Raw genomic sequence first — 26,466 nt, 5'->3', positions numbered from 1 at the left:
GCGCGGCCGGCTCGAACGCAAGGAAGCATCGAACATGGCCGAACACAAGCCGATCAACTGGGCTTATCCGTTTCCCAGCAAGGACACCAGCAACAATCCGCTGCAGCTGCTTACGCATATGGCCCAGGCCAAGAGCGGCTTCTACCCCACCGGCGACAACGGCTTATGGCATGGCGGCGTGCACTTCGACGAAGGCACGGCTGCTGCATTCGACCAGTCGAACGTGCGCTGTATCGCCGACGGAGAGGTGATTGCCTACCGTATCGATGAACGCTACCCGGTCAGCGAATTCACCGACGACATTCCGCGTGTCAAACGAGCGCCCTATTCCACGGGGTTCGTGCTGGTCAAGCACAGCCTGCGGCCGCCGCCACTGAATAACGCTGACGGCAGCATCGTCGAAGGGCAAACCCCTCCAAGCCTCACTCTCTACAGCCTGTACATGCACCTGCTGGATTGGGCGGGCTACCAGGCTCGAGCGGACCTTCCGCGCCCCGCCTTCTGGGAAACCAAACGCTATACCGTGAATACGCAGCACGATGGCCTGAGCGTTCGCGCAGGCCCGAGCAAGCACACCACCAAGCTGTCGGAGCTGTCCAAGGGTGCCGAGATCACCATTGGCGAAACGGAAGGCGAGTTCAGCAAGCTGGTCAGCCTGATCAGCGGGACGGCACAACCCGCCCTATCAGCCGACGACGAGGGGCAACTGCCCGGCTATGTGTCCACCAGCTTGCTCAAACCGCACAGCGAGCCAGCGGAATACGACAAAGTCGTCGTTCTCGACAGCGGGTTGCCGATCAAGGCGGGTGAACTTATTGGCCATCCCGGTCTGTTCCAGAACCAAGACGGCGCCGCTCAGCACATGGTCCATGTCGAACTGTTCAGTTGCGACGATGTGCCCGCTTTCATCGCGCAGAGCCGCGCCTGGGCCAGCCGCTTGCCGGACGACCAGAAAACCCTGCTCAAGGTCTATAAAGGTGCGAGCAAACTGATTCCGCACCGGGACGATATCAATGCCGAGAACCCGCCCAAATTGGACGACGATGGCACGCAGATCGACGTCGACTTGATCATTCCGCAGTCACTGTTGGATGGGCTCCTCGCTTCGAGAAAGATCCAGGTCAAGGATGGCGCTGACAACGCTGTGCACTGGTGGCGGCTGAACGGCCTGTTCGCCGACGCTAACGGCAACCCCATCGACGGCTGGCTCGCCGAGCAGGAGCTGATCACTACTCGTCACAGCCCGTGGGAGTGGGAGGGCTTTCAATGCATCGAGGAAACCGGAACGCCCGTCGAGAAACTCGCCTATTCCTTTAACGCCAAGGGCCTGCTGAGCGCAGAGGAGCAGCAAAACTACAGTGTCCAGATCAGCAACGCTGACGGCGGCCCTCTCACAACCATTGCTCGGCTGTACGATATCGTCGATGCAAACAAAGACGGCACGCTGACGAGTCGCGAAATCCGAGCAGCGCTGGCCAAGCCCTGGCACGCCCAAGTGCTCGGGCAGCTGATCACCAAGTATGAAAGCGAGTGGTTCTGGAACAAAAGCAAGTGGGACGAGCTTGATCCGTTACTGGCGGAAGAGCCCGGAACGCCAAATCTTGTTTGGGAAGCGGAAAAGCAGCGGATCGAGAAATTGAGCTGGTGGGGTGATCTGGCTGGAAGGCATGGGATTTCGAACGATAGGAAAGCATGGCATCTTCATTCCATTGCCACGGTGGGCCATTTTTTGTATGCGAGCCGATTGATTGATGTCGATCGATTTATCGACGAGTACACTTGCCAGCACGAGCAATTCGCCCCAAATTCGCCAGCTTTTTCTCCCGCCTCAAAAACTAATCTTCGTATAATCGTGGAACTTATTAATAAGTATTACGAAAGAGCCCCCGAGAAATCAAACCTTTTCGAGCTAGCGTATATGTTTGCCACCGCCCGACATGAAGCCTACTACTTCCCTTCAGGAGAGTTCTTTAGCTCTAAACCAGAGGTTGGCAGCATTGCTTATTTTAACAAGTATGATCCGGTGCTCGCTGCAACCCAAGAGCATCGTGATCGCGCGATGAAGAATGGAAATACTCAAGAAGGCGATGGCTATAAATACCGTGGGCGGGGCCTCGTACACCTCACATGGAAAAATAACTACCGCAAGGCCGAAGACCATTTTGATATTCCATTCGTAACCCAGCCCGAGCGAGCAGCCGAGCCTGAACATTCTGTGCCCATTATGATATGGGGTATGAAAGGAGGAATTTTTACTGGTAAAAAGCTAAGTCACTACATTAATCCCAATGGGGTGGATTATTTGGAAGCCAGACGGATAATTAACGGCACCGACCAGCGGCAACGTATCGCCGGCTACGCGCAGAAATTTGAAGCCATCCTCAGAAAAACATCGTCGGCTAAGGAAACCTTCGTTCCATGAGACTCTTACTAGTTTTTGCGATATTCATTGCGGCAGCCCTAGCCACCACCACATATGCAAAGCCATATACAATAGCAGTCAATAGAGCCGACTCTTCAGAGAGTTTTACCGCCGATATCGAAAGCGGCATTTTAATAATTCAGAGAAGGGGAGAGACGATCACGACACTCCCAAATATCGTTGGCCATACAGGACAGATCACCAGGACTCTAACGTCGTTCAACAACGGCCCCGCCCTAAGTTACGAAAACTCTGGATCAAATACATACTTTGAGGTTTTCTATACCCTAACACTTAACAAGGACACCCCTCTTATAGACTGCGCCTATGCTAATATCCGCAACGGGCAGAACGGTGTCTCCGTTCGAAAAGCTGTATGCAATCTAGAAGCCCCCCTATCAAACAATTATCAAGATTTAATTTTTAACTATTCTGACGCCTGGATTGACGCGTCCAACGAGGTATCACTTCAATCTATTATGGACGAGCCATCCAAAGCTGCTTTAGTACCTCTCGGCCCGCTTGGCGAAGTTAATATGTCATTGCGCTACGATTCGATTGAAGACCTAATGTCTGCCAGCCCAAGAACCATAGCGACAAAAGGTGGAAAATTCCATGAAGTGACCGCCGGCAATGCTTATTTAGTATATGACGCCGATGGAATTACACCCTTAGCACTAGATGTAGAAATGGACCCTATCTCACACACATTGAAGCGGCTTACATCCACGGAGCTATCGCGCGCCATTGACGCTGACTAGATCTGACGATCACGGGTGGCGCGATAATTTAGAGATACGCAGCGAAGTGGTTCCAACTAGACGCCTCCAGCAAGCTTCGAAGTGGTTGAAGGCGAGAAGCGTCTTCAGCCTTCTACGAGACCGGTGCCTGCCACCACACCACGTAGTATCGCTCGCGAGGTCGTCAAATCCCGCCGAAACAGCTACGCCGATAACAAGCTGACCACGGCAAACCGGCCGATATTGGCCTGCGCCACCACGGTCTGGGTGACCGCGGCGTAGCTCGAGGGGCTGCGCTGCATCAGTTCGTACAGCTCGCGGGCGAATTCCAGCGCCCATTGCTGTTCGTCGGCATCGGCCTGGCGGGCGAGGAATTCGCGGATTTCGCGCTGGCGCTGGCTCAGTTGTTCGCGCAGGGCGGTGACCTTGTCCAACCCGCTGACCACGCTGTCGAGCAGACGGCGCAGTTCGCGCAAGGAATCCAGCTGCGGCTCGGCGGGCAGGCTGAGCGCCCGCTCCTCCTCGCTTGCCAGGCGCTGGGCGCCCTTGGCGAACAGCTTGCCCTCGCCCTGCACCGCCAGCTGGCCCTTGAGCTGCTGCCAGTCGCTCTCGCGCGCCGAGAACTTCAGCTGGCCGTGCTGATCCAGCTCGGCACGGATGCCGGCATTGCCGAGGGTGGCATTGAAACGACGCAGGATCTGTTCGTCGCTGAGGTTGTCATCCAGCACCACCGCCACCGGCTCGGCCAACTGGCGGCCGCCGCTGAACAGCAGCGTCTCGCGGCCGGACTGGCGGATGGTATCCAGCGAATCCAGCCCCTGCAGGCTGAAGCGGCTGCGCACCGGCTCGTTGAGCCGCAGCTTGAGGTTGGCATCCAGCGTATTGCCCGAGCGTCTGCTGCGCTGTTGCAGCAGCTCGTCAACCTGCTGGAACTGCTCGCGGATCGCGTCCTGGCCTGCAGCCTGACTGGGGGCGCCGAGTTCGCGGCTGAGGCTGAGCTTGAGCTGCGACAGTCGGTTGTGCAGGTCGGCCAGGTAGCTCTCGGCCGTCTGCATCGACGACAGCTGCTGATTTAGCTGCAGGCTGAAGCTGGTGCTCTTGCGCTGGCCGGCTTCGGCGATTGCACTTTCGCTGGCCGCGGCGCGGCGCGACGTCACCGGCGCTTCGGGTACCAGCACCTGACGCCGTTCCTGCGGGCTGGCGGGGGAAACGGCGGGCAGCTGCTTGCCGATCTTCATTCAGGCTTCCTCGCTCAGAGCATCCCGAACAGGGACAGGCCATTGATCTTCAGGTAGGTCTTCTGGGTCGCCTGCAGCGCCAGCTGGTAGTTGTTCAGGTCGATGCTGGCACCGGCGTAGTCGAGCCGGGACAGCTCACCCTCGATCTTCTGGTTGACCAGCGACACGTCCTGATTGCTGCTGGTCAGCAGGGTCAGGGTGTTCTGCCGGCCACCGAGTTCGGTGACGGCGCCGAGCAGTTCGCTGTGGGTCGCGTCGAGGCTGTTCATGCTGGCGGTGATTTGCGCGCCGACCGCCGGGTCGCTGGCATCCAGCGTCGGGTCCTGCAGCTGCTTAACCAACGCGTGCAACTGGTTGAGCATGTCCACGCCAGCGCCGAACACCTGCGCGGCGGTGACGTTCTCCTCGACCAGCACGCCGTTGGCGACCGCGGCCTGGCGGTGCTGGTCGTTGCCGGTGAGGCTGTAGGTCTCGGTGGCGGCGTCGAAGCTGATCGCCGGGCGATCGCTGAGGGTGCCGGAGAACAGGTAGCGGCCTTCCTCGTCGCGCACATTGGCGAAGCTGGCGATGGTGTTCTCCAGGCTCTGCAGTTCGCCGGCGATGGCTGCCAGGTCCTCGCTGGTGTTGCTGCCGTTGGCGGCCCAGAGCATCAGGTCGCGCGCGCTGAGCATGGTGTCGGAGGCGGCCTTGAGGTTGGTTTCCTGCTTGGACAGATTGCCCGAGACGTTGGCGATGTTGGTGCGGTACTGCGCCAGGGTCGCTTCTTCGCGCTCGATGCGCAGCACCCGCACCGCCGAGATCGGGTCGTCGGACGGACGCAGCATGCGCTCGCCGCTGGACATCTGCTGCATCAGCTTGCCGAGTTTGGCCGAGCTGTTGTTCAGCGAGCCGTGCATGGTGGCGGTGATCTGGGCGTTGGAGATGCGCATGGTCTTCTTCTCGTCAGGTGGCTCAGAACATCGCCAGCACGGCGTTGAACAGCTCGTTGGAGGTGCTGATCACCTTCATGTTGGCCTGGTAGGCCTGCTCGTAGGCCATCAGGTTGACCGCTTCCTCGTCGAGGTTGACCGCGCTGACGCTGTCGCGCTGGGCCTGCGCCTGTTCGGCGACGGTAGTGGCCGCGGCGTGATCGGCCTGGTTCTGCCGGCTGGCGCTGGCGATGCGCCCGACCAGTCCGGCATAGGCATCGTTCAGCGGCACCGCATCGCCGCCGACGGTGACGCTGGTCGTCTTGGTGCCAAGCAGTGCCAGCAGCGTCTGGTTGTTGCCGACCTCGCCGGCCACCGAGGACAGCGCCAGCTCCTGCGTCGACAGCGTGCCGACCGCGAGCATGCCGCTGGTGCTCGCCGGGTTGTAGACGAACAGCGGCTGGCCGGGGTTGCCGTTGAGGTCGAAGCCGCCGGCCAGGGTGTCGTTGACCGCCTGCGCCAGCGCGCCGGCCATGGCGTGCAGGTCGTCCTGGGCCGGGCGCAGGGCGCCGTACTCCATGTCGTAGAGCGCGCCGAGCGAACCGCCGAGGCCGTCCTGGATCAGCGGAAAGGAGGTCTTGGCGAAGACCAGCGTCAGTTCCTGCTCGCCGGCGAGGTTTTCGCTGACTTGCAGCTGGCCGGCGGTGTTGCCCGCGACCAGCGGCTGACCGTTGACCAGCGACACGCTGAGGCTGCCGTCGGCGGCTTCCTGCACGCGGATGCCGGCGTACTGGCTGAGGTCCTTGATCAGGTTCTCGCGGTAGTCGCGCAGGGTCGCGGTATCGCGTCCGGAAGATTCCATCTCGAGAATCTGCGCATTGAGCTCGGCGATGTTGCTCGACAGGCCGTTGATCTCGCTGACCATCGCCACGCGCTGGCCTTCGAGGGCGCCGAGCTGCGTGTCGATGTTGGCGTTCAGCCCGTTGAAGCGCTGCGCCAGCTGCTTGGCCTCGCTGAGGATCTGCTGGCGCAGGGCGATCGACTCGGGCGTCGAGCTGGCCTCGCTGAGGGCGGCGTAGAAGTTATCGAGGCCGACGCTGACGCTGGAGCCTTCGCTGTCGAGCAGGCCTTCCAGCGCGGTGAGGTACTGCTGGCTGGTGCCGTAGTAGTTCTTCTCGGTGCTGGCGCGCCACAGCTGCTGGTTCTGGAAGTCGTTGGACAGCCGGCGGATGCTGCTGACCTGCACGCCGCCGCCGATGCTCGAGGCGGTCTGCCCGCCGAGCGAATGCAGCTCCGGCGCCAGGCGGCTAAAGCCGGGGGTGTTGACGTTGGCGATGTTCTGCCCGGTCACGCTGAGGGCGATCTGCGAAGCCCGAACCCCGCTGTAGCCAATCTGGCTGAGAATGCTCACGACACGACTTCCTTCGACTCGATCCGGATCGGTTGGGCGAAGGCGACGGACAGATGCCCGCCGCTTCGCTGCTGGTTATTCAGGGCGACCGGCGCGGCGGCGGAATTAAGCGCCGCGCGCTGCGCCGGCGGCTCGGCCTGGCGCGCGGTCGCCGCCTGCAGGTCCTGAAGGATGTTGCGGGTGTAGTCGCGGGTTTCCGCATAGGGAATCTTCTGCACCCAGCTGGCCGAGTCGATCTCGCCGGCGCGCGGATCGCCATGCTGCTGCAGCCACTCGTCGACCTTGCCCGGGCCGGCGTTGTAGGCCGCCAGCGCCAATGCCTGATGGCCGTCGTAGCGTTCGAGCAGCTTGCTCAGGTAGGCGCTGCCCAACCGCTGGTTATAAGCGGCGTCGCTGGTCAGGCGCGCCTCGCTGTAGGGCAGGCCGAGCTCGGCGGCCATGTCCTGCGCGGTGCCCGGCATCAGCTGCATCAGACCGCGCGCGCCCTTGGGCGAGACGGCGGCGACGTTGCCGCTGGACTCGTGCTTGATCACGCTGGCGACCAGCGCCTGGAAGTTCGCCTTGCCATCGGCCCAGGCGCGGTCGATGGCCTGCGCGCCGCGCTGCCAGGTGCCACGCAGCGCGTGCAGCCCGTTCGTCTGGCCCGCGGAAAGTCCGCCGAGGGCGCTGGCGACCGGCGCCGCCGTGCGGCCCTCGCCGCCGCCGGCGAGCTGCTGCACCAGCATGTCGGCGATGCCGGTCTGGCGCTTGGTCGCCAGGTTCTCGGCGAGCACCTCGTCGTAGAAGTCGCGCATGGTGTCCAGCTCGCGGCTGCGCATCGGGTTGCCGGCGGCCAGCACGTCGCCGGCCTTGCGCATCTGCTTGAGGATCTGCTGCAGGAACATCGCCTCGAACTGTTCGGAGACGACTTCCAGCTGCTGGCGCCGCGCCGCGGCCGGGCCGTCGGCACGCTGGCGCAGGCTGTTGAGGTGTTGCGGAAGGGAAACGATGCTCATGGTTCAGATCACGATCAGTTCGGCGTTCAGTGCGCCGGCGCGTTCCAGCGACTGCAGGATGCTCATCACGTCATCCGGCGTGGCGCCGAGGCTGTTGATGGTGCTGATGATGCTTTCCAGGCTGGCGCCTTCGGGCCACTTGAACATGGCGTTGCGGTCCTGCTCGACGGCGACGTCCGACTGCGGCACCACGGCGGTCTCGCCCTGGGAGAACGGCCCCGGCTGGCTGACCTGCGGACGCTCGCTGATGGTCACCGTCAGTGTGCCGTGGGCCACTGCGGCGGCCTTCACGCGCACGCCCTCGCCGACCACCACGGTGCCGGTGCGGCTGTTGAACACCACCTTCGGCCGCACGCGGCCTTCCTCGACCTCGAGGCGTTCGAGCATGGCCATGAAGCTCATGCGCTGGTTGCTCGACACCGGCGCGCGCAGCGCGACCTTGGTGGCATTCAGCGCGGTGGCCGTGCCCTTGCCGAACAGCGCGTCGACCGCATCGACCACCCGCGTGACGGTCTGGAAGCTCGGCTGGCGGACGTTGAGCATCACCTGCGCGCGCTCGGTGAAATCGGTGGGAATCATCCGTTCCACCGTCGCGCCGTTGGGGATCCGCCCGCTGTTGGAGGTGTTGATCGCCACCTTCGAGCCGCTGGCACCTTCGGCATTCACCCCGCCGACCACCAGCGCGCCCTGCGCCACGGCATAGACCTCGCCGTCGAGGCCCTGCAGCGGCGTCATCAGCAGCTGGCCGCCGCGCAGGCTCTTGGCGTCGCCCAGCGAGGACACGGTGACGTCGATGCTCTGCCCCGGCCCGTAGGACGGCGGCACCATGGCGGTGACGGTCACCGCGGCGACATTCTTCAGCTTCGGGTCGACGTTCGGCGGCAGGTTCACGCCGAACTGCTTGATCATGTTGGCCACCGACTGGCTGGTGAACTTGACCTGATTCTTGTCGCCGGTGCCATCCAGGCCGACCACCAGGCCGTAGCCGATCAACTGGTTGTCGCGGATGCCTTCGATATCCACCAGATCCATCAGCGGCACCGCCTGCGCCGGCAGCTGCCAGCAGAGCCATGCGACGGCGAGAAACAGCTTCACACGCATCGGGAGTCTTTCCACTTAGAGGGGGAACAGCGGGCTGGAGAAGAAGCGCGTCAGCCAGCCGGCCGAGTTGCTGTCGTTGAGCACGCCGCGCCCGGCGTAGGAAATCCGCGCGTTGGCGACGTTCTGCGAAGACACCTGGTTGAAGCGGTTGATGTCGTCCATGCGCACCAGCCCGGTCAGGCGGATATATTCGTCGCCCTGGTTGAGCTTGAGGTTCTTCTCGCCTTTGACCAGCAGGGTGCCGTTGGGCAGCACGCGGTGCACGGTGACGGCGATCGAGCCGCGCAGGGTGTTCTGCTGCGAGCTCTTGGCCGAGCCGTCGAACTCGCGCTCGCCGCTGGCGGAGGTCTCGACGTCCGGGTAGCGCTTGCCGAGCACGGTGGGGATGCCGATGCCGATGCTCGACTCCTTGCCGAAGCTGGTGCCGGCGCTCTTGCTCGACTGCGTCGACTCGTCCAGCACCACGGTGAGGATGTCGCCGACGCGTACCGCGCGCCGGTCGCTGATCAGCGAGCCACCGTAGCCCGAGCGGAACAGCCCGCCGCTGGTGGTCGGCGGCAGGCTGTAGTCCAGCTCCAGCGGCTCGTACTGGCTGGAATCCTCGTCCGGCAGCAACTCGTTGAAGCTGGCGCAGCCGCTGAGCAACAACAGCAGGGCGAGCAGGATCGGCGTACGCATCATCGGGCTCAGACGGTCTGGTTGAGGAACTGCTGCATGCCGGAGGCGGCGTCGAGCACCTTGGCGTTGGCCTCGTAGGCGCGCTGGATGGCGATCATCGCCACCATCGCCTCGACCACCTGCACGTTGGAGCCTTCCAGTACGCCCTGCTTGAGCTGGCCGAGGCCTTCCTCGCCCGGCACGCCTTCGACCGGCTCGCCGCTGGCGACGGTTTCGCGGTAGAGGTTGCCGCCCAGCGCTTCCAGACCGCCCGGGTTGGTGAAGTTGACCAGGGTGATCTGCCCCAGCTCCGACGGCAGGGTGTCGCCCGGCAGCACCGCGGTGACGATGCCGTCGGCGCCGACGCTGAAGCCGGTGCTGCCCTGCGGCACTTCGATCGCCGGGTTCAGCGGCAGGCCCTGGGCGTTGACCATCATGCCCTCGGCGTTGAGCTGGAACTGGCCGTTCTCGGTGTAGAGGATGTCGCCGTTGGGCGCCTCGACCTGGAAGAAGCCGCGGCCGACGATCGCCAGGTCCATCGGCTGGCCGGTGGTCTGGATACTGCCTTCGGTGAACACCTTCTGCGTGCCGGCGACGCGCACGCCGCTGCCCAGCTGGATGCCGGACGGCACGGTGTTGATCTCGTCGGCCTGCGCGCCGGGCTGCTTCTCGATGCTGTAGAACAGGTCCTCGAAGACCGCGCGGTCGCTCTTGAAGCCGTTGGTGTTGACGTTGGCCAGGTTGTTGGCGACGGTCGTCATGGCCATGTCCTGGGCGGCCAGGCCGGTCTTGCTGACCCAAAGGGCGGAATTCATGCGTTATCTCCCGATCAGCTGCCGCGGATCATTCGGTTGCCGGCGTCGGAGAGGTCCTCGGCGGCTTTCATCATCTTCACCTGGGTTTCGAACAGGCGGTTCAGGCTCATGGTCGAGGCCAGCTCGTCGATCGCCGAGACGTTGCTCGCCTCGAGAAAGCCGCTGGCCAGGCGCACGTCAGCGCTGGGCGCGGCGGGCTGGCCGTCGCGGGTCACCAGCAGGCCGGCGGCGTTCTTGGTCAGATCGGCCGGCGGCACGTCGACCAGGCGGATGCGGTCGACCTCGGCCATCACCCAGTCGCCCGGTGCCATGATCGACACGGTGCCGTCGTTGCCGATTTCCAGTCGGTCGTGCTCGGGCAGCACGATCGGCCCGCCCTCGCCGAGCACGGCGCGACCGTTGAGGGTCAGGCGTCCTTCGGCGTCGATCTGCAGGCTGCCCTGGCGCGTGTACGCCTCGCCCTCGCCATCCTGCAGCACGATCAGGCCGCTGCCCTTGACGGCGAAATCCAGCTCGCGGCCGGTGGCCATCAGCGGCCCGGCAGCCAGGCTGACGCCGTTGTTCTCGACCACGGCCATGTGTCGGCTGTCGTAGCCATAGCCTTCGACGGCCACCGCCTGGGCACGCTCCAGATCGGCGCGAAAGCCGGGCGTGTTGACGTTGGCCAGGTTGTTCGAGCGCACCTGCAGCGACAGCATCGTGCGGCTGGCGGCGGTCATCGCGGTGTATCCCAGACGGTCCATCGGTCAGCCTCAGAGTGCGTTGAACAGAACCTGGGTCAGTTCCTTGTTGGTGGAAATGACCTGGGTGTTGGCCTGGTAGTTACGCTGGCCTTCCATCAGGCCCACCAGCTGCTGGGTCAGGTCGACGTTGGAGCTTTCCAGCGCGCCGGAGGCCAGCGTGCCGTACTGGCCGACGCCCGGGGCGCCGAGCATCGCCGCGCCGGAGGCGGCGGTTTCGGTCCAGGCGGTGCCGCTGATGTTCTTCAGCCCCTCGGCGTTGACGAAGCTGGCCAGTACCACCTGGCCCTGCAGCAGGCGCTCGCCGTTGGAGTAGCTGGCGTAGACGCGACCGTCCTTCTCCACCGCCATGCCGGTCTGCTCGCCCGCCGCATAGCCGGTGGCGCGGTTGCTGGTGACGCTGAACTCCGAGCCGTACTGGCTGCTGCCGGTGTAGTCGAGGTCGATCGCCAGCGGGGCGACACCGCCGGTCAGCGCGGCGTTGAGGGTGACCGTGCCGATCGGCGCGGCGAGTACGCCGGCGCTGTCGAAGGCCAGCGGCTGCGCGGCGCCCAGCGAAGCGCCGTCGATGTAGTAGTGGGCATCCCAGTTGTTGTCGGCGGTCTTGACGAAGTACTGGGTCAGGGTGTGTTCCTTGCCCTGCGAGTCGAACAGCTTGGTGGTGTAGGTGGAGTTGTAGCTGTCGGCCACCAGCGGGTCGAAGGCCACCGCCGGCACCTCGCCGTTGGCGTCGAGGTTGGCGACGAAGCTCAGCGCGTCGGTGGCGCGCGCCGGCAGGCCGCCGGAGCGCAGCTGCAGGTCGCTGACGGTCCCGGTCTGCAGGTTGCCGGTGGCGTCCGCCGGATAGCCCTGCAGGCGCTGGCCGAGGCTGTTGGTGATGTAGCTGTCCTTGTCGGTGCCGAAGATGCCGGCGCGGGTGTAGCCGACATCGCCGTTGCTGGCGCGGGTGACGAAGAAGCCGCCGCCGGAGATGGCCAGGTCGAGGGTGCGGTTGGTGGTGGTCAGCGCGCCGCCCTGGCTGATGCTCTGGGTGCTGCCGATCACTTCCACGCCCATCGCCTGGGTTTCGGCGTAGAGGCTGCCGAAGTCGGTGCGCGAGGACTTGAAGCCGACGGTGCCGGAGTTGGCGATGTTGTTGCCGATGGTGTTGAGCTGTTCGTTGACGGCGGACAGGCCGGTCAGGGCGATGTTGAAACTCATGATTGCGCCTCGTCTGTGCTGAAGGGAGGTTCGGGCGGTACGCGGCGCCATCAGGCGCTGGCGGCGCCCTGACCGAACTCGAGAATGTTGTAGAACGGCACCGAACCGACGCCCTGAACCTGCAGCACCGGGCCCTCGGCGCTGACGCGCACGTTGTCGACGCGGCCGGCGACTTCCACCTGCGGGTACTCGCCGTTGTCCGACTCGATCGCCACGCTGTACTGCCCCGCGGGCAGGCCGAGACGCTGCGGATCGATATCGAACGGCACCTGGCCGGGGGAACGGGCGCCGAGTTCGACGGTGGTCTTGACGCCGTTGGAATCGGTCAGCACCAGTGCGGTGCGGGTGGAGGCGTGCTCCAGCTTGAACTCGCCGCTGACCGGCGCGCCATCGAGCTGCAGCGTGTCGACCGCGACGCTGACCTGCTGGCCGACCAGCCCGGAGGCGGTGAGGGTCTGCAGGTTGTCCATCAGCACCAGGTTGTTCTGCGCCAGGCTGGCCATGTTCTCCATGCTCTTGACCTGCGACATGGCCGAGAACTGGTTGAGGAACTCGGTGCTGTCGACCGGCTTGGTCGGGTCCTGATACTTGATCTGCGCGACCATCAGGCTGATGAAGTTGTTCTCCATGGTGGTGGCGTCGCTGACGTTGACGGCGCGCTTGACCTGCTCGATGGAATTGCCGGCCAGGCTGCTGTCCAGCGCGGAGTTGACGCTACTCATCAGACTTCTCCCAGACGCAGCAGGCTCTGCTGCATGCTTTTCACGCGGTTGAGCACCTCGACGCCGGTCTCGAAGCTGCGGGTGGCCGACATCATGTCGGTCATCTCTTCGATCTCGTTGATGTCGGGGTAATAGACGTAGCCTTCGTTGTCGGCCAGCGGATTGCCCGGCTCGTAGCGACGCTTGGGCTCAGCGCCGGAGGTGACCACGTCGAGCACCTGCACGTGGGCGCCACCGAGGCCGACGCCGCGGGTCAGCGAGTCGTTCTCGTACACCGCGGCGAACATCGGCTTGCGCGCCTGGTAGGTATCCGCGGCGCTGCTGGCCGCCGAATCGGTGTTGGCCAGGTTGCTGGCCACGGTGTTCAGCCGCACGGTCTGGGCATTCATCGCCGAACCGGCGATGCGGTAGATGGAATCGAACGACATCAGCGACCCTCGATGGCCTGCTTCAGGCCACGGAATTTCATGGTCAGGAAGGTCAGGCTGGTCTGGAAATCCATGGAGTTGCGCGAGAACTGCGCCTGCTCGACCGACAGCTCGACGGTGTTGCCGTCCTGCGAGGCCTGGGTCGGCACGCGGTACTGCAGACGCGGATCGCTGCCGGCGATACTCAGGCGCGGTGTTTCGCTGTCCTGCAGGCGCTGCATCTCCTGGCGGAAATCGATGTCGCGCGCCTGGAAGCCGGGCGTGTCCTCGTTGGCGAGGTTGGCCGCCAGAATTTCGCTGCGCTGCATGCGCAGCTCGAGGGCGCGTTCGTGGACGCCGGTCACCTCTTCAAACCGTATACTCATTCGCCGATACCCTTGAAGCATGAGTGGGCGGACAACCGTCCGCGCCGCTGGTCGGGCATGGATTGCAGGAATCGTGCCCAGCCTTTAGATGCCTATAAGCCTTTGTTTTATATGACGAATTTAAAAGAAGACGAGCAACGGAACGTCCATATGCTTCCGCATCGGCACGGTGTGCGCGGGTCATGCGGAAAAGTCGTTTCCGCCCTGCTGACGCTCTGCCTGACCGGCACCGCGCTGGCGCAGACCGCCACGACGCGCACGGACGCGCCGCGCCAGATCGAACAGGCGGTCGAAGGCTACCTGCGCGACAACCTCCAGCGCGAAGCCGTCCGGCAGCGCTGGCAGGGCATGCAGGCGCAGGTCGACACCAGCCTGCCGGCAAGCGCCGTACGGCTGCCGGCGTGCAGCCAGCCGTTGCAGGTACGGCCCAGTGGCGAGGCGCCGTCGCCGCTGGAGCGCCAGCGTCTGGAGATCCGCTGCCCGGCCGGCGCCGGCTGGTCGATCGATGTCACCAGCCAGGCCAACGTCTCGCTGCCGGCGGTGCATGCGCTGGGGATCATCGAACGCGGCCAGCTCATTGGTCGCGAAGACCTCAAGCTGCAACGGATCAACATCGGCAAGGCACCGCGCGGCTACTTCAACCGTCTCGACGAGGTTGTCGGCAAGGCAGCCAAGCGGCGCATTCGCGCCGGGCAGACGCTGACGCCGGCGCTGCTCGCCCAGCCGCTGGCGGTCAAGCGCGGCCAGCCGGTGAAGATCGTCGCCAGCCACGACGGCATCGAGGCTTCCACGGCCGGCGAAGCGCTGGGCGACGGTCGCACCGGCGAGGTAATCCGCGTGCGCAACGTGCGCAGCGGCAAGGTGATCGATGCACAGGTACTGGACGAAGGGGTGGTGACCAGCACCTTCTAGATGCTGCTTTATCAGATATACCGCGCATCGCGGCGGGGCCGGGACGGCAGAACATAATCAGCAGGACAGCTGCCAAAAAAATTTGGCGCCAGAATTTAATCCTTCGCTATCGGCTGTCGCCTTGTCCTTTCAGCAGGCAGTCAAGCCAGCTCCTACAGCCCACTTAGCACGAAGGATTCATCATGGCCCTGTCCATCCACACGAACTACTCCTCGCTGGTTACCCAGACCAACCTGACCAAGAGCAACAACGCCCTGGGCACCAACCAGCAGCGCCTGGGCACCGGCCTGCGCATCAACAGCGCCGCCGACGACGCCGCCGGCCTGCAGATCGCCACTCGCCTGAACTCCCAGAGCCGCGGCATGGGCGTCGCCATGCGCAACACCAACGATGCCGTTTCGATGCTGCAGACCGCCGAAGGCGCTTTCAGCGAGATGACCGACATCCTCCAGCGCATGAAGGACCTGTCGACCCAGGCCGCCAACGCCACCAACAGCGGCGCCGACCTGATCGCTTTGCAGGCTGAATACGACGAGCTGGGCAAGGAAGTGGCCAACATCGTCCAGAACACCAAGTTTGCCGGCTCCAACCTCTTCAGTAACGGCACAACTACGGACGGCAGCGCCGGTAAGTTCTCCGCCGCTATGACTTTCCAGATCGGCGCCAGCACTGCCGAGAAGCTCACGCTTGATGTCAGCGGCAAGCTGACTGCGCTGGCCACCGCGCTCGGTAACGCTTCCGACACTTACACCACCCCGGCCACCCCAGGCGTTGAGCTGGCTAGCACGCAGGTGGCCACTACGGCGGTTAACACCAACGCCAGCGCCAACATCACCGTAGTGGAAACCGCTCTGAACGCGGTAGGTGAACTGCGCGCGCTGTTCGGCGCCAACATCAATCGCCTGAACCACACCAACAACAACCTGGCCAACATGAAGGACAACACCGAGATGGCCAAGGGTCGCATCATGGATGCCGACTTCGCCTCGGAAAGCGCCAACATGACCAAGAACAGCATGCTGATGCAGTCCGGCATCTCGATGCTCAAGCAAGCCGGCCAGATGCCCGGCATGGTCATGGGCCTGCTGGGCTAACAGCCTGCGCCGGATCGGTCAGTCCGCTGGCCGATTGCCCGAATCAAACGAAAACGCCCCGAGCTCTCGGGGCGTTTTCGTTTCCGCCGGATGAACAGCTGTCCATCCGACCAATGGTTGATGCCTCACTGCGGCGCGGCCGAACGCCCACGCCATGCACGGGAAGCCAGTAATGGCGAGGCTTCCAGGCCAACCAGCCACTCGCATGCGGGTGCCATTTGGAGGCCAATGATATCACCGTGATATCACTATCCAAAGCAAAATGCCATTGCTTGCGCTTGTGCATTCAAAAAAACGGCGCCAAGATACTGCCGATCTGTTCTCATCAGTATGTTGATCTCAATCACAGCTCGCCGACCAGGCATCATGACTTCATCTCTGACGCATTCGGCCACCGATGCCACTGCCTGTACGCTGCTGAAAACCGGGCGCGACACCTGTACGGCGCGCTTCGACAGTGCGCTGTACCAGCTGGTGCAGCATCATCCTGACCGCGCCGAGAAGATCGACCTGGGCTTCTCCGGCAGCCGCGTGCTGGAACGCCTGCTGCAGACGCCGGGTGAAGTGGTTTCTCGCGAAGAGCTGTTGCGCCATGCCTGGGAGAATCGAGTGGTTGGCCAAGGCAGCCTGAACCAGCAGATCTATACCCTGCGTCAGCTGCTGTTCGATTCGAGCAACCAGATCATTCAGACGCTGCCGCGACGCGGCTATCTGTTCAATCCGCATTTTCTGGCGACCAATCCGGCAACCACGGTCAAACCGGTCGAGGCCGAGCAGTCGCCAGACGCAACCTGCGCGCCGGCACCGGTACCGGTACCAGCGGCCCCGCATCGGCCTCGTTTCGGCTTATCGCCCCTGCTGGCCGGTACTGCGCTGCTGCTGGCGCTCGCGGTCGCCGTCTTGGGTTATCGCTTCCTGCTAACGCCGAAAGGAATGTTCACCCACCGGGTAGGTATCGGCGTCCTGGAGGTTCTGTACATCGACAAGAGCCAGCGCCTGCTGGATGCGCTGGTCATGGAAACGCGCAAAGTGGTGGAAGCGATCGCCGCAATGAACGTCAGGCCCACGCAGCTGATCGTCAACATGTCACCAGGCTTCTATGAAATTCGCTGTGTGCATGCGAACGGCCAGACCAACTGGCTGAAAGTGCACAAAAGCCGACTGAACGAGATTCCCGCGCAACAGCTGCAAGGATGTCTGCAATGAATATGGGTAACAGAGCCGGCGTCATCGGCACACGCCTGCTGCAGGTGATGGTGCCTTCGGCGCTGGCGCTCTGGGCGCTGGTGGCGATGGGCGCTACCAGCAGCCTCGCGCCACGTCTGGAGGGCCGCTACAGCTCGGCCGGCCAGGTGCTGCTGAGCAATGGTGAGGTGGTCAAGGTCACCCAGAGCCTGGTCTTCAATGACGGGCGTTTCTACGCCTTGACCCGCAACGCTCCTGCCGTGGTCGAAGCGTCCGGACGGATCGAAACCGACCTGCTGGGTCAGCCGCGACTGGTGGTCGAGGAAGGGCAGATCAACGGATTCGAAGCGCACAGCCCGCTCGACGACGAACTGGTCTTCAACCTGTTCTACGGCAAGCACAAAGGTGCGCGGATCACCCTCGAGAAGATCGGCGCCTGCCTCTATGGTGTGGAAACCCAGCAGGTCTACTGCGCTGATCACGCCAGCGCCCGGCTCTGAAGCAGCTGCCGGCCATTGCCGGCAGCCGATCACAGCACCTTGTCGGCCGGCTCACTGAAGCGCGCGCCGCTTTCCGAGAAATTCACCCGCCCATAGCTGTCGCCGAACAGTTCCTTGTACAGCGCTTCCGCCGAATCGGTCAGCAGGAGGATTTCCACCCGCCGATTGGCGCCGTTGAGCGGGTCTTGCGGGTGCAATGGCATGACATCGGCCTGGGCGGTCACCTGCAGCACCGCTCGCGCCGGCAAGCCGGACGCCACCAGCGCGTTGCGCGCGCGCAGGGCGCGGTCGCCGGAGAGATTCCAGTTGTCGTAGCCGCTCTGCTGGCGATAGGGCGTGGCGTCGGTATGGCCGCTGATGATCAGCTTGTTCTGCACCTTGGCCAGCACGCCGGCAAGCACATCGAGCAACTTGCGAAAATGCGGATCGAGGATCGCGCTGCCGCGCTGGAACATGAAGCGCTGCTGGTCGTCCTTGATCAGGATGCGCAGCCCCTGCGGCACCACATCGACCTCGATGTTGGCGAGCGCATCGACCTCGCTGGCGACGTTCTTCATCAGCTCGGCGAGCTGCTGCAGTTCGGCGGTGGAACCGTAACGGCGGCTGCCTTCGTCGGCCTGCTGCGGCTTGTCCGCTGGCGCGGGCTCGGCCTGCGGCGCGCGGATCGGCACGCCGTCCAGCTCCAGCGGCGAACGGCTGGTGCCGTCGAAGATGCCGGCGCCGCCGTCGACCAGCGGATTGCTTTCCTGCTCGCCGTAGGCCGGGTTGCTCATCTGCATCTGCGGCTGGATGATCCACAGCACCATGAACAGCGCCATCATCGCCAGGGTGAAGTCGGCGAATGCCACCTTCCAGGCGCCGCCATGCTCGTCGCCGTGGCCCTTCTTGCTGCGGCGCCGGACGATGATCTCGTGCTCTTCGCCGCCCTTGCCCTTGCCTCGGCTCTTCATGCCGCGTCCCTTTCTTCCTCGTACTGGTTGACCCAGACCTCGAGTTGGCGGAAGGCGGGTTTGACGTCCTGCTCGATCAGCTTGCGTCCGGCGTCGACCGCCAGCAGCGTCGGCTTGCCGGCCAGATGCGCCACCAGCGTGGTGCGCACGCACTCAAGCGCGGACAGCTCGGTCTTGACGCGCTGGCCCATGGCGTTGGACAGCGGCTCCATCAGGCAGTAGCAGAAGAAGATGCCGAGGAAGGTGCCGACCAGCGCCGCGGCGACATGCGAGCCGATCTCCGCGACACTGCCGCCGATGCTGCCCATGGTGATGATGATGCCCATGATCGCCGCCAGGATGCCGAAGCCCGGCATCGCCTCGCCGATCTTGAACAGCGAGCGCGACGGCTGCAGCAGCGCGTTCTCCATGGCTTCCAGTTCCTGCTCGAGGAAGCCCTCCAGCTCGTGGGCGCTGATCTTGCCCATGGCCATCAGCCGGAAGTTGTCGGCGATGAAGGCCATCAGGTTCTTCTCCTTGAGGATCAGCGGATAGCGGGCGAACAGGTCGCTCTCTTCCGGTTCCTCGATGTGCGAATCGAGCACCTTGAGGCCGCCGACGTCGACCATTTCCAGCAGCTCGTAGAGCAGCATCAGCAGCTGGCGCTGGAATTCCTCGCCGCGCCGCTCGTAGATGAACACGCCACGCATCTGCGAGAGCATCTCCACCAGCACTTCCTTGGGATTGCCCACCACCAGGCTGCCGATGGCCGCACCGAGGATGATCACCACTTCCGCCGGCTGCCAGAGCACTCGCATGTCGCCGTTAGCCATGGCATAACCGCCCAGCACACAGCCGACGATGATCAACGCACCTATTACTTTCTGCATGACGTCTCTAGTTTCTCTCGGTTAGGAAGCGACAGGCCTTGCCGATCGCCTGCTTGCTCAGCTGACAGACCCTGGCATCGCTGACTTCCAGCACCAGGGCGATTTCCTTCAGGCTCAGCTCATGCTGGTAATAGAGCGTGAGCACCAGGCGCTCGCGCTCGTCCAGCTGGCTCAGCGCCTGTTCCAGCAGCCGTTCCTTCAGCAGACGCTCCTCGAACAGCTCGGCAGCGTCGGGAAAATGCTCGTGACCGCTCTGCAGCAGCGCGTCCAGGCTCTCGATGGCCTCGGACGAGTCGGCCCAGAGGAAGTCCTGGTAGTCCTTGTCCTCAAGGCCGGTGAAGGCCTTGATCTCCTCCTCCGTCGGCGGATGTCCCAACTGGCGCCCCAGCTCGCGGATGGCGTCGCGCACCTTGTGCGCCTGCTGGCGCACCTGACGCGGCCGCCAGTCCTGCCGGCGCAACTCGTCGAGAATCGCCCCGCGAATGCGCAGCGCGGCGAAGCGCCCGAACTGCTCGTCCGGCTCGCCGTAGCGGCGCAGTCCCTCGAGCAGACCCATCATGCCGATCTGCTCCATGTCCTCGCGGTCGAGCACCTGATTGGCCTGCAGCGACAGCTGCCGGACGATGCGCTTGACCAGCGGCAGGTACTGCATCAACCAGCGCTGCTCGGCACCCGGGGCGAACAGCACCGGAGCGCTCGGCGCGACGCTGTAGTGATCGACGGGACAGGTGGCGCTCATGGCGGGGCCTTACTGCACGATCAGCTTGTTGACCAGCACGTGCTTGAACGGCGCCGCGGCGTTCTTGCTGGCGAAATCAGCGAACAGCGCCGTCTCCAGCCGTGCCTGCAGCTCGCCGATCTGCAAGCCGCGCAACTCGGCGAACGGCAGGCCGGAGAGGTAGGCGACCACCGAGTTGCGCACCAGCGGCTCCACCTGGGCGAAGTTGACCGGCTCGTCCTCGCTGGCTTCGGCCTGCAGCGCCAGGTCGAGCACGAAGTAATGCTCGCGTCCTTCGTCGCGCACGCTGACGATCACCTTCGGCACCGGGAAGAACTCGTAGGCCACCGGCTCGGCCGGCTCAGCCACCGACGCCTCGGTCGACGCCAGCGCGCCCGCGGCTGGCTTGAACAGCCAGTAGCTGATGCCCACGCCCGCGGCGAGGGTCAGAACATTCAGCAGCAGCATCAGCAACACCAGACGGGACGTCTTCATAAAGCACTCACAATCGGAAAGTTACGGTTGAGCCGGTCATACGGTGACCAGCACATCGGCGGCCCGCTCACGGCCGCGCGCCTGCGTGGCCGGCTGCTGCGCATTGGCCGCCGGCAGCGGCTGGTCCTCGGCCAGTGGTGCACGCGGCTGGCCGCGGCCCTGCTGGCCCTGACCGTCCGCGCCGACCTGCACGTTGACCTGCACGAAGTTCTGTCCCACCAGCTCCTGACGCAGGCGGTCACTGGTCTGCTGCAGCAAACGGGCGACATCGGCGTGCGCGGCGGTCAGCTGGACATTCAGCCGGCCAGACTCGTGGCTGAGGTGGATCTCCAACGCGCCCAGCTCCGGCGGATCGAGGCGGATGGTCGCGCTCTGGATCTTCTGCTGCAGCTGCAGCTCGACGTTGTCACGCAGCGCCTGCAGCATCTGCTCGCCCCAGCGCGCCTGCGGCGTGTGCAGCTTGAGCAGGCGTTCGCCGCCGAGCTGCGGCGACAGCGCCGGACGCTCACCGGCGACGCCGCTCGACTCGCCGCGTGCGCCGGCATCATCGACGCCGAGCAGCGCATCGACCGGGTCGGCTACCCGTTGCGCCACCTCGGTGCCAGCGTCCGCGAGCGGCGCAGCGGACGTCGCGAGCATCGGCTCGGCGCCCGCGCGCGACGGCGGCAGACGCGTTTCGGCGAGGGTCGGCGCAGCGTCTGCCACGCCCTGCACCAGCGGCGCGGTCGGCGGCAGCGTTACGGTTGATACCGGCAGCGGTTCGGCCGTGCTCAGGGTCGGTGCCGCCGTGGCGACCAAGGCGATGGCAGCGGGCGCCACCGGCGCCGCCGGCTGGCCAGCGTCGCGCGCCTGCACCTGCGTCTGCTGCTGCCCGAGCATGCCCAGCAGCCATTGCTCGGCGGTCAGCTCCGGCGGATTTTCCTCGGCGGCGGAAGCGGCTTCGCGCACGGGCAGCCCTGACGCGGCGTCATCCGTCGGTGCCGCCTGCAGGGCACCGAACGGCAATGCCGGCAGTTCCACCGCTGGCAGCTGCTCGGCATCGGCGGCGCGTGCCATCTGCGCGCCGAAGACCCCGGGCTGTTCGCCAGTTGCCGCGTGGCCATCCAGCACCGGCGCTGCGGCCGCTACCACCATGGCGCCGATTGGCTGCGCGGCACGCGGCGCCGGCTGGCCGGGCGTCTGCGGGGCGGACATCGACTGAATCATCGAGCCTCTCCGGTGTGGAACAGCTCGACGCGCTGATAGGCCGCCAGTCCTTCGGCGTACTCCAGGTGGTTCACCAGCAGCTGGCGCAGGCGTTCGCACTCCTCGGCGCAGGCGACCCGCGCCTGATCGTGCAGCTGCTTGAGCGCTGCGCGGGCGGCGAGGGTGGCCGGGTCAGGCTGCTCGCTCTCGGCCAACGCGCGCAGGCATTGGGCGATGGCAGCGTCCACCGTGGCGATCGCCTGCCAGTCGCCGCGCTGCAGGGCCTGATCCAGCTGCGCGTGCAGCTGCTGCAGGCGCTGGGCATCACTTGCGAGCGGCACTGACGCCCTCCCAGCCTTCGCGCAGGATGCCGAGCAGATTGGTCACTTCATCCAGCCCTTCCAGCGACAGCGTCACGCTGACATCGGAGAGGCGGTAGATGCAGTACTCGTAGAGTCGCGCCAGGCCCTGCACCACCTCGCCGCCGTTCTCTTCGTCGAGCGCGCCGTTGAGGCCGTTGAGGATGTTCATGCATTTTTCCAGCGACGCACCCTTCTGCTGGTAGCGCTTGTGCTCGATGTGGCCGCGGGCGCGGGCCAGCTCGTCGAGCAGTCCGTCCATCAGCACCAGCACCAGCTCGTAGGGGGACGCGGCGGCCGCACGGGCCTCCAGGTCCACCGCGCGGTAGCTGTCGTAACTGTCGTTGGGGAGATAGGTCATCCGAACATTCCTGAGGTCTGCTCCATCGACTGCATGGTCTGCATCATCGTGGTGAACTGCTTGAGGTAGCGGGAGTAGTAGCTGTCGTAGCGCTGCTGCAGCTTGTCGAACTGGTCGTCGATGCGGCGCAGGTTCAGGTCCAGCGTCTCCATGCGGTTCTTCAGCATGCCGTTGGCGCTGCTGGTGAAGCTGGCGACGGTCTTGTCGATGCTGTCGAGCATCTGGTCCTTGCCGGTGAACAGCGCCTCGAAGGCCTCCGGCTTGGCGGCGACGGCAGCCTCGAAGCGGGTGGCGTCGAGGGTCAGCTTGCCGTTGCGGTCGGAACTGATGCCGAAGTCGATCAGGCTGACGCCGCCGAAATCGGTACGCAGCAGGGCGTTCAAGCGACCCTCGATGGAGCGCACACTGGCATCGCCGGCCAGCGGGCCGCGCTCGCTGCTTTCGCTGCCGCTGGCGGTAAGGCCGTCGAGGCTGCTCATCAGGGTGTTGAAGGCGTCGATGAAGCTCTGCGCCTGGGCCTTGGTCGCCGATTTGTCCTGGCCGACGGTCAGGGTCAGCGCGGCATCGCTGGCGTTGTGCACCTTGCTGACGGTGAGGCTGACGCCGTCGATGACGTTGTCGAAGGTATTGCTGGCGCTGGTCAGCTCGATGCCGCCGCTGCCGAAACTGCCACCCATGCGGATGCGCGCATCCTGTGCGGTGGACAGCGTGGTGCTGGTGGCGCCACCGGTCAGCCCGAAGGTGAAGGCGTTGGCCGCGCCGCTCTCTTCACCGGTGAGCACCAGGTTGACCTGGCCGTTGCTGCGCACCAGCGTCGCCTGCACGCCGAGGCCGGCGTCGTTGACGGCCTTGGCCGCCTCGTCGAGCGTCGCGTAGCTGCTCAGGTCGAAGGTCTGTGCATTCAGGGTCAGGGTGCCGCTGAGGCTGCCCTCGGTCAGGCCCTGCACGGCGACCTGCTGCTTGCTGGCCAGCTGCTCGACGTAGAACTGGTAGCTGCCGGGCTGCGCGGTAGTGCCGACGGTGGCCGTGGCGTAGCCGTCCTGACTGTAGGACGCGCTGTTGACCAGCATGCTCGAGGTGCTGCTGTTGAGTTTGGTCAGTGCCGACTTGAACGTGGTCAGCGAGGTGCGCAGCTTGCTCAGCGCGTCACGCTGGGTCTTGTAGTTCGCCTCGTTGCGGTTGAGCCGGTCCAGCGAGGACTGCACCTCGTAGGTGGCCAACTGCGTCGACATCTGCTTTACGTAATCCGAATCCATCGCCATTGCCGATCCCCTTCCCCAAATCTATTGAGCAAATTGAGTGCCAAGTCTCAAAGCATTGATTTACAAAGACTTTCGCTTGGCACATGCAGAAAAAACGCTTCCGCCCGGGCAGTGGATGCGGAAACGGGGAAACGCCGTTTCCGCCCGCATCGACGACGGGACATCTCTTTACAAGGGCGGCGCAGGAAGGGGGTTACTTAAGCGGGCGCGATCACGGCCGCGCCGTGCTGGCGCTGGCGCTGGCGACGTGATGGATTCAGACAGGGCCGGCGGCGCTCAGTACGCCTGAGGGCTGTACAGGTGGGTCGGCTGCTGGCTGGCGAGCAGCTGTTCGAGGATCTCGTGGTGCATCGCCAACAGCTTGCCGTTGCGCTCGTTGAGCTGCTGACATTCGGCCGCCAGCCGGCCGAGCTGCTGCCAGAACTGCTGCAGCACCGCGCGGCGCACCTCGGGGTAGCTTTCCAGCAGGCGCTGCATGCCGGCGCCATCGTCGCTCAGGCGGAAGGCGGCGAGTATCTTGCCGCGGCGCTGGGCACGTCCGCCGAGGTTGTCGACGTGGCGACTGATCTGGCGATTGATCCGCTCGATCTCGACGCTGTCGCGTTCGAGCAGGAAGCTGTAAAGCGCCTGCATCAGGTCGCGCAGGGCGAGGTAGTCACCACAGTCCTGCTGCAGGTCGGCGTCGACGATCTGCAGCAGCCTGTCGCGCTGGCTCACGCATCGTTCCCGCGGTGGTAGGCGAGCATGCTGCTGGCCAGCTCGGCCGGGTCGCTGGACAGCTCACCGCGCTGCAGGGCCTGCTTGAGTGCGGCGACGCGCTCCAGATCGACCTCCGGCATGGCGCGCAGGGCTTCGTGCATCTGCTCCAGCGGCAGGCTCTCGGCCTGGCGGGCCGCAGGCGGTGCGACGGGCGCGGGTGCCGCCTGGCGGGCGGTGGCGGTTTCGCCGGGGACGCTGAGGGCGGGCTTGAAGTGCCGGCTGATTTCCATGATTTCTTTCCAACTCGGTGGTTACAGCCGATCAGGCGACCGCCCTGGCGCAAAACTTAAACGCGATTTTCACACAGTCGCCGCCCGCTCAACCGGTCTGGTTGCGCCACCAGGCCTGCGCCGCCAGTCCGTCCTGGATCTTCTGTTCCTGCTGGGCGAGCTGCTGCTGCCATTGCTGCATCTTGGCGTCGATCACCTGCGCCACCACTTTCTCGCTGCGCATGGCCTGCAACAGCTCGCCCTGGATGCGCGCCAGCGCCTGCTCGGCCACCGCCAGTTCGCGGCGCTGCAGCTCGACCATCTTGTACAGCGTGGCCTTGTAGCGCTGCTGGTTGTCGCGCTGCAGCGGCGTGTTCATCGGCACCGAGAAACCGCACAGGCGGCTCAGCCCGGTGATGTTGTTGCGATAGCGCTGGCAGAGGTTCTGCTGGTACTGCACCTGGCCGAGCATCTGCCGCACGCGGTTGCCGCGCAGGCTGGCCAGGCGCGACAGCGTTTCGATCTGCTGTTTCATCGCGGCTTCCCGATGATGTTCTGCAAGGTGACGATGCTCGGCTCCAGTTCGGCGGCCTCGCCCACCTCCTGGCGCAGGAAGCGTTCGATGGTCGGCGCCAGCTGTACCGCGCGATCGGTCTTGGGGTCCATGCCCGGGGTGTAGCCGCCCAACGGGATCAGTTCGCGGATCTTCTCGAAGGTGCTGTACAGCTCCTTGAGCTGCCGCGCCGCGCCCAGATGCGCCGGCTGGCCGACCTGGCTCATGCAGCGGCTGACCGAGGCGCCGACGTCGATCGCCGGGTAGTGACCGGCCTCGGCCAGGCGGCGCGACAGCACGATGTGGCCGTCGAGAATCGCCCGCGCGCAGTCGACGATCGGGTCCTGCTGGTCGTCGCCCTCGGCGAGCACGGTGTAGATCGCGCTGAGGCTGCCACTGCCATCGGCGCCATTGCCGGCGCTTTCCACCAGTTCCGGCAGCATGCCGAACACCGACGGCGGATAGCCCTTGGTCGCCGGAGGCTCGCCGAGGGCCAGGGCGATCTCGCGCTGGGCCATGGCGTAGCGGGTCAGCGAGTCGACCAGCAGCAGCACGTCATGGCCCTGGTCGCGGAAATAGGCAGCGATGCTGTGGCACAGCTCGGTGGCCTTGAGGCGCATCAGCGGCGATTCGTTGGCCGGCGCCACCACCACCACGGCCTTTTTCAGGCCCTCCTCGCCCAGCGCATGCAGGATGAATTCCTGTACCTCGCGGCCGCGCTCGCCGATCAGGCCGACCACCACCACATCGGCCTTGGTCTGCCGGGTGATCATGCCCAGCAGCACGCTCTTGCCGACGCCGGAACCGGCGAACAGGCCGACGCGCTGGCCCTTGCCGAGGGTCAGCAGGGCGTTGATCGCGCGCACGCCGACGTCCAGCGGCGCCTCCACCGGCCGGCGTTTGAGCGGATTGACCGAGGGCAGCTCGGTCGGCAGCGGATCGCAGCCGCCGAGCTTGCCCAGTTCGTCCAGCGGCTCACCGAGGCCGTTGACCACCCGCCCCAGCCAGGATTCGTCGATGTGCAGCATCGCCTCGTCGGGTGCCGGGAAGACCCGCGAGCCGGCACTCAGGCCCATCGGTTTCTTGAACGGCATCAGGTAGGTGATATCGCGGTTGAAGCCCACCACCTGCGCTTCGAGCATGGCGCCGTCGGCCAGTTCGACATAGCAGCGCTGGCCGGTCATGCGCTGGCAGCCGAGGCTTTCCAGCAGCATGCCGGAGACGCGCACCAGGCGGCCGCTGACCTTGGCCAGCTGCACCTTGTCCAGCGAGCGCAGCGCCTCGTCGAGCCGGAAGCTCTCGCGCAGGGACAT

At 64.7% G+C, this 26,466-nt stretch carries 30 protein-coding genes; 6 read left to right on the top strand and 24 right to left on the bottom strand.

What is annotated here, in order from left to right; all coding sequences use genetic code 11:
• Positions 1-34 precede the first annotated feature (34 nt).
• Complete coding sequence (locus U8L64_RS13565; protein ID WP_333398054.1) at positions 35-2,422, top strand: hypothetical protein; 2,388 nt, start codon at positions 35-37, stop codon at positions 2,420-2,422.
• Positions 2,419-3,183, top strand: a complete 765-nt coding sequence (locus tag U8L64_RS13560; protein WP_234303102.1) for a hypothetical protein — start codon at positions 2,419-2,421, stop codon at positions 3,181-3,183. Before U8L64_RS13565 ends, U8L64_RS13560 begins: the two co-directional genes overlap by 4 nt.
• A 182-nt stretch (positions 3,184-3,365) precedes the next feature.
• Here U8L64_RS13560 and U8L64_RS13555 read toward each other — a convergent pair whose 3' ends face one another.
• The 12 genes from U8L64_RS13555 to flgB are packed head-to-tail and all read right to left on the bottom strand — an operon-like array spanning position 3,366 to position 13,742.
• Positions 3,366-4,400 (bottom strand): hypothetical protein, encoded by a 1,035-nt coding sequence (locus U8L64_RS13555; RefSeq protein WP_043298681.1) that lies wholly within the window; start codon positions 4,398-4,400, stop codon positions 3,366-3,368.
• A 14-nt stretch (positions 4,401-4,414) separates the two neighbouring features.
• The gene (flgL, locus tag U8L64_RS13550) at positions 4,415-5,329 is read right to left on the bottom strand and encodes a flagellar hook-associated protein FlgL (protein ID WP_043298679.1); all 915 of its coding nucleotides are present in this window, start codon (positions 5,327-5,329) and stop codon (positions 4,415-4,417) included.
• Between the two features lie 22 nt (positions 5,330-5,351).
• The gene (gene flgK / locus U8L64_RS13545; RefSeq protein WP_333398053.1) at positions 5,352-6,719 is read right to left on the bottom strand and encodes a flagellar hook-associated protein FlgK; all 1,368 of its coding nucleotides are present in this window, start codon (positions 6,717-6,719) and stop codon (positions 5,352-5,354) included.
• Positions 6,716-7,714 (bottom strand): lytic transglycosylase domain-containing protein, encoded by a 999-nt coding sequence (locus U8L64_RS13540; RefSeq protein ID WP_333398052.1) that lies wholly within the window; start codon positions 7,712-7,714, stop codon positions 6,716-6,718. The genes flgK and U8L64_RS13540 overlap by 4 nt, the downstream gene beginning before the upstream one ends.
• A 3-nt stretch (positions 7,715-7,717) precedes the next feature.
• Positions 7,718-8,815: a flagellar basal body P-ring protein FlgI gene (locus U8L64_RS13535; protein WP_054094164.1), complete on the bottom strand. Its 1,098-nt coding sequence runs from the start codon at positions 8,813-8,815 to the stop codon at positions 7,718-7,720.
• Positions 8,816-8,830: 15 nt separating this feature from the next.
• Entirely contained in the window at positions 8,831-9,496 is a 666-nt protein-coding gene (flgH, locus tag U8L64_RS13530; protein ID WP_077682864.1) for a flagellar basal body L-ring protein FlgH, read from the bottom strand.
• Positions 9,497-9,501: 5 nt separating this feature from the next.
• On the bottom strand, positions 9,502-10,287 hold the full coding sequence (flgG, locus tag U8L64_RS13525) for a flagellar basal-body rod protein FlgG (protein WP_043298670.1): 786 nt from the start codon (positions 10,285-10,287) through the stop codon (positions 9,502-9,504).
• Between the two features lie 14 nt (positions 10,288-10,301).
• Positions 10,302-11,030, bottom strand: coding sequence for a flagellar basal body rod protein FlgF (locus U8L64_RS13520; RefSeq protein WP_043298668.1), 729 nt, complete (start codon positions 11,028-11,030; stop codon positions 10,302-10,304).
• 9 nt (positions 11,031-11,039) lie between these two features.
• The gene (gene flgE, locus U8L64_RS13515; RefSeq protein WP_043298667.1) at positions 11,040-12,227 is read right to left on the bottom strand and encodes a flagellar hook protein FlgE; all 1,188 of its coding nucleotides are present in this window, start codon (positions 12,225-12,227) and stop codon (positions 11,040-11,042) included.
• 50 nt (positions 12,228-12,277) lie between these two features.
• The gene (locus tag U8L64_RS13510) at positions 12,278-12,949 is read right to left on the bottom strand and encodes a flagellar hook capping FlgD N-terminal domain-containing protein (RefSeq protein ID WP_054094166.1); all 672 of its coding nucleotides are present in this window, start codon (positions 12,947-12,949) and stop codon (positions 12,278-12,280) included.
• Complete coding sequence (gene flgC, locus U8L64_RS13505; RefSeq protein ID WP_043298664.1) at positions 12,949-13,377, bottom strand: flagellar basal body rod protein FlgC; 429 nt, start codon at positions 13,375-13,377, stop codon at positions 12,949-12,951. Before flgC ends, U8L64_RS13510 begins: the two co-directional genes overlap by 1 nt.
• Positions 13,377-13,742: a flagellar basal body rod protein FlgB gene (gene flgB, locus U8L64_RS13500; protein WP_043298661.1), complete on the bottom strand. Its 366-nt coding sequence runs from the start codon at positions 13,740-13,742 to the stop codon at positions 13,377-13,379. The genes flgC and flgB overlap by 1 nt, the downstream gene beginning before the upstream one ends.
• A 150-nt stretch (positions 13,743-13,892) precedes the next feature.
• Between flgB and flgA the strand changes: the two genes are divergently transcribed.
• The 4 genes from flgA to U8L64_RS13480 all read left to right on the top strand — a co-directional run bounded on the left by flgA (position 13,893) and on the right by U8L64_RS13480 (position 17,433).
• Entirely contained in the window at positions 13,893-14,654 is a 762-nt protein-coding gene (gene flgA / locus U8L64_RS13495; RefSeq protein ID WP_333398051.1) for a flagellar basal body P-ring formation chaperone FlgA, read from the top strand.
• Between the two features lie 182 nt (positions 14,655-14,836).
• Positions 14,837-15,748 carry a lateral flagellin LafA gene (gene lafA, locus U8L64_RS13490; RefSeq protein WP_043298659.1) on the top strand — a complete coding sequence of 304 codons (912 nt, stop codon included), beginning with the start codon at positions 14,837-14,839 and terminating at the stop codon, positions 15,746-15,748.
• Positions 15,749-16,114: 366 nt separating this feature from the next.
• A complete protein-coding gene (locus U8L64_RS13485; protein WP_333398050.1) occupies positions 16,115-16,954 on the top strand; it encodes a winged helix-turn-helix domain-containing protein in 840 nt (279 codons plus the stop codon).
• On the top strand, positions 16,951-17,433 hold the full coding sequence (locus U8L64_RS13480) for a hypothetical protein (protein WP_333398049.1): 483 nt from the start codon (positions 16,951-16,953) through the stop codon (positions 17,431-17,433). Before U8L64_RS13485 ends, U8L64_RS13480 begins: the two co-directional genes overlap by 4 nt.
• A gap of 29 nt (positions 17,434-17,462) precedes the next feature.
• Here the strand turns inward: U8L64_RS13480 and U8L64_RS13475 are convergent, their stop codons facing one another.
• The 12 genes from U8L64_RS13475 to fliI form a co-directional block, all read right to left on the bottom strand.
• On the bottom strand, positions 17,463-18,383 hold the full coding sequence (locus U8L64_RS13475; protein WP_043298656.1) for an OmpA family protein: 921 nt from the start codon (positions 18,381-18,383) through the stop codon (positions 17,463-17,465).
• The gene (gene motA, locus U8L64_RS13470; RefSeq protein WP_043298655.1) at positions 18,380-19,252 is read right to left on the bottom strand and encodes a flagellar motor stator protein MotA; all 873 of its coding nucleotides are present in this window, start codon (positions 19,250-19,252) and stop codon (positions 18,380-18,382) included. The genes U8L64_RS13475 and motA overlap by 4 nt, the downstream gene beginning before the upstream one ends.
• A 7-nt stretch (positions 19,253-19,259) precedes the next feature.
• On the bottom strand, positions 19,260-19,991 hold the full coding sequence (locus U8L64_RS13465) for a FliA/WhiG family RNA polymerase sigma factor (RefSeq protein WP_008567518.1): 732 nt from the start codon (positions 19,989-19,991) through the stop codon (positions 19,260-19,262).
• A gap of 9 nt (positions 19,992-20,000) precedes the next feature.
• A complete protein-coding gene (locus U8L64_RS13460) occupies positions 20,001-20,465 on the bottom strand; it encodes a flagellar basal body-associated FliL family protein (protein WP_043298654.1) in 465 nt (154 codons plus the stop codon).
• Positions 20,466-20,501: 36 nt separating this feature from the next.
• The gene (locus tag U8L64_RS13455; protein ID WP_333398048.1) at positions 20,502-21,671 is read right to left on the bottom strand and encodes a flagellar hook-length control protein FliK; all 1,170 of its coding nucleotides are present in this window, start codon (positions 21,669-21,671) and stop codon (positions 20,502-20,504) included.
• On the bottom strand, positions 21,668-21,991 hold the full coding sequence (locus U8L64_RS13450) for a hypothetical protein (RefSeq protein ID WP_138300789.1): 324 nt from the start codon (positions 21,989-21,991) through the stop codon (positions 21,668-21,670). The genes U8L64_RS13455 and U8L64_RS13450 overlap by 4 nt, the downstream gene beginning before the upstream one ends.
• Positions 21,975-22,370, bottom strand: a complete 396-nt coding sequence (gene fliS / locus U8L64_RS13445; protein ID WP_043298652.1) for a flagellar export chaperone FliS — start codon at positions 22,368-22,370, stop codon at positions 21,975-21,977. Before fliS ends, U8L64_RS13450 begins: the two co-directional genes overlap by 17 nt.
• Positions 22,367-23,632 (bottom strand): flagellar filament capping protein FliD, encoded by a 1,266-nt coding sequence (fliD, locus tag U8L64_RS13440; RefSeq protein ID WP_043298650.1) that lies wholly within the window; start codon positions 23,630-23,632, stop codon positions 22,367-22,369. The genes fliS and fliD overlap by 4 nt, the downstream gene beginning before the upstream one ends.
• A gap of 276 nt (positions 23,633-23,908) precedes the next feature.
• Positions 23,909-24,349 carry a flagella synthesis protein FlgN gene (locus U8L64_RS13435; protein WP_043298648.1) on the bottom strand — a complete coding sequence of 147 codons (441 nt, stop codon included), beginning with the start codon at positions 24,347-24,349 and terminating at the stop codon, positions 23,909-23,911.
• Positions 24,346-24,621: a flagellar biosynthesis anti-sigma factor FlgM gene (gene flgM / locus U8L64_RS13430; RefSeq protein WP_043298647.1), complete on the bottom strand. Its 276-nt coding sequence runs from the start codon at positions 24,619-24,621 to the stop codon at positions 24,346-24,348. Before flgM ends, U8L64_RS13435 begins: the two co-directional genes overlap by 4 nt.
• Before the next feature lie 88 nt (positions 24,622-24,709).
• The gene (locus U8L64_RS13425; RefSeq protein WP_043298645.1) at positions 24,710-25,135 is read right to left on the bottom strand and encodes a flagellar FliJ family protein; all 426 of its coding nucleotides are present in this window, start codon (positions 25,133-25,135) and stop codon (positions 24,710-24,712) included.
• Positions 25,132-26,466, bottom strand: a complete 1,335-nt coding sequence (gene fliI, locus U8L64_RS13420) for a flagellar protein export ATPase FliI (RefSeq protein ID WP_054094171.1) — start codon at positions 26,464-26,466, stop codon at positions 25,132-25,134. Before fliI ends, U8L64_RS13425 begins: the two co-directional genes overlap by 4 nt.

Origin of the sequence: Pseudomonas sp. FIP_A4 (assembly GCF_036701605.1) — a bacterium.
Taxonomy (GTDB): Bacteria; Pseudomonadota; Gammaproteobacteria; order Pseudomonadales; family Pseudomonadaceae; genus Stutzerimonas; species Stutzerimonas phenolilytica.
The sequence above is the reverse complement of the archived record's forward strand: the minus strand, read 5'-3'. Positions and strand labels throughout refer to the sequence as shown.

What these genes read in the sequence shown, in the direction of transcription:
- U8L64_RS13565 (WP_333398054.1), top strand. Translation starts at nt 35, where the DNA reads ATGGCCGAACACAAGCCGATCAACTGGGCTTATCCGTTTCCCAGCAAG.
- U8L64_RS13560 (WP_234303102.1), top strand. Translation starts at nt 2,419, where the DNA reads ATGAGACTCTTACTAGTTTTTGCGATATTCATTGCGGCAGCCCTAGCC.
- U8L64_RS13555 (WP_043298681.1), bottom strand. Translation starts at nt 4,400, where the DNA reads ATGAAGATCGGCAAGCAGCTGCCCGCCGTTTCCCCCGCCAGCCCGCAG.
- flgL (WP_043298679.1), bottom strand. Translation starts at nt 5,329, where the DNA reads ATGCGCATCTCCAACGCCCAGATCACCGCCACCATGCACGGCTCGCTG.
- U8L64_RS13540 (WP_333398052.1), bottom strand. Translation starts at nt 7,714, where the DNA reads ATGAGCATCGTTTCCCTTCCGCAACACCTCAACAGCCTGCGCCAGCGT.
- U8L64_RS13535 (WP_054094164.1), bottom strand. Translation starts at nt 8,815, where the DNA reads ATGCGTGTGAAGCTGTTTCTCGCCGTCGCATGGCTCTGCTGGCAGCTG.
- flgH (WP_077682864.1), bottom strand. Translation starts at nt 9,496, where the DNA reads ATGATGCGTACGCCGATCCTGCTCGCCCTGCTGTTGTTGCTCAGCGGC.
- flgG (WP_043298670.1), bottom strand. Translation starts at nt 10,287, where the DNA reads ATGAATTCCGCCCTTTGGGTCAGCAAGACCGGCCTGGCCGCCCAGGAC.
- U8L64_RS13520 (WP_043298668.1), bottom strand. Translation starts at nt 11,030, where the DNA reads ATGGACCGTCTGGGATACACCGCGATGACCGCCGCCAGCCGCACGATG.
- flgE (WP_043298667.1), bottom strand. Translation starts at nt 12,227, where the DNA reads ATGAGTTTCAACATCGCCCTGACCGGCCTGTCCGCCGTCAACGAACAG.
- U8L64_RS13510 (WP_054094166.1), bottom strand. Translation starts at nt 12,949, where the DNA reads ATGAGTAGCGTCAACTCCGCGCTGGACAGCAGCCTGGCCGGCAATTCC.
- flgC (WP_043298664.1), bottom strand. Translation starts at nt 13,377, where the DNA reads ATGTCGTTCGATTCCATCTACCGCATCGCCGGTTCGGCGATGAATGCC.
- flgB (WP_043298661.1), bottom strand. Translation starts at nt 13,742, where the DNA reads ATGAGTATACGGTTTGAAGAGGTGACCGGCGTCCACGAACGCGCCCTC.
- flgA (WP_333398051.1), top strand. Translation starts at nt 13,893, where the DNA reads ATGCTTCCGCATCGGCACGGTGTGCGCGGGTCATGCGGAAAAGTCGTT.
- lafA (WP_043298659.1), top strand. Translation starts at nt 14,837, where the DNA reads ATGGCCCTGTCCATCCACACGAACTACTCCTCGCTGGTTACCCAGACC.
- U8L64_RS13485 (WP_333398050.1), top strand. Translation starts at nt 16,115, where the DNA reads ATGACTTCATCTCTGACGCATTCGGCCACCGATGCCACTGCCTGTACG.
- U8L64_RS13480 (WP_333398049.1), top strand. Translation starts at nt 16,951, where the DNA reads ATGAATATGGGTAACAGAGCCGGCGTCATCGGCACACGCCTGCTGCAG.
- U8L64_RS13475 (WP_043298656.1), bottom strand. Translation starts at nt 18,383, where the DNA reads ATGAAGAGCCGAGGCAAGGGCAAGGGCGGCGAAGAGCACGAGATCATC.
- motA (WP_043298655.1), bottom strand. Translation starts at nt 19,252, where the DNA reads ATGCAGAAAGTAATAGGTGCGTTGATCATCGTCGGCTGTGTGCTGGGC.
- U8L64_RS13465 (WP_008567518.1), bottom strand. Translation starts at nt 19,991, where the DNA reads ATGAGCGCCACCTGTCCCGTCGATCACTACAGCGTCGCGCCGAGCGCT.
- U8L64_RS13460 (WP_043298654.1), bottom strand. Translation starts at nt 20,465, where the DNA reads ATGAAGACGTCCCGTCTGGTGTTGCTGATGCTGCTGCTGAATGTTCTG.
- U8L64_RS13455 (WP_333398048.1), bottom strand. Translation starts at nt 21,671, where the DNA reads ATGATTCAGTCGATGTCCGCCCCGCAGACGCCCGGCCAGCCGGCGCCG.
- fliS (WP_043298652.1), bottom strand. Translation starts at nt 22,370, where the DNA reads ATGACCTATCTCCCCAACGACAGTTACGACAGCTACCGCGCGGTGGAC.
- fliD (WP_043298650.1), bottom strand. Translation starts at nt 23,632, where the DNA reads ATGGCGATGGATTCGGATTACGTAAAGCAGATGTCGACGCAGTTGGCC.
- flgM (WP_043298647.1), bottom strand. Translation starts at nt 24,621, where the DNA reads ATGGAAATCAGCCGGCACTTCAAGCCCGCCCTCAGCGTCCCCGGCGAA.
- U8L64_RS13425 (WP_043298645.1), bottom strand. Translation starts at nt 25,135, where the DNA reads ATGAAACAGCAGATCGAAACGCTGTCGCGCCTGGCCAGCCTGCGCGGC.
- fliI (WP_054094171.1), bottom strand. Translation starts at nt 26,466, where the DNA reads ATGTCCCTGCGCGAGAGCTTCCGGCTCGACGAGGCGCTGCGCTCGCTG.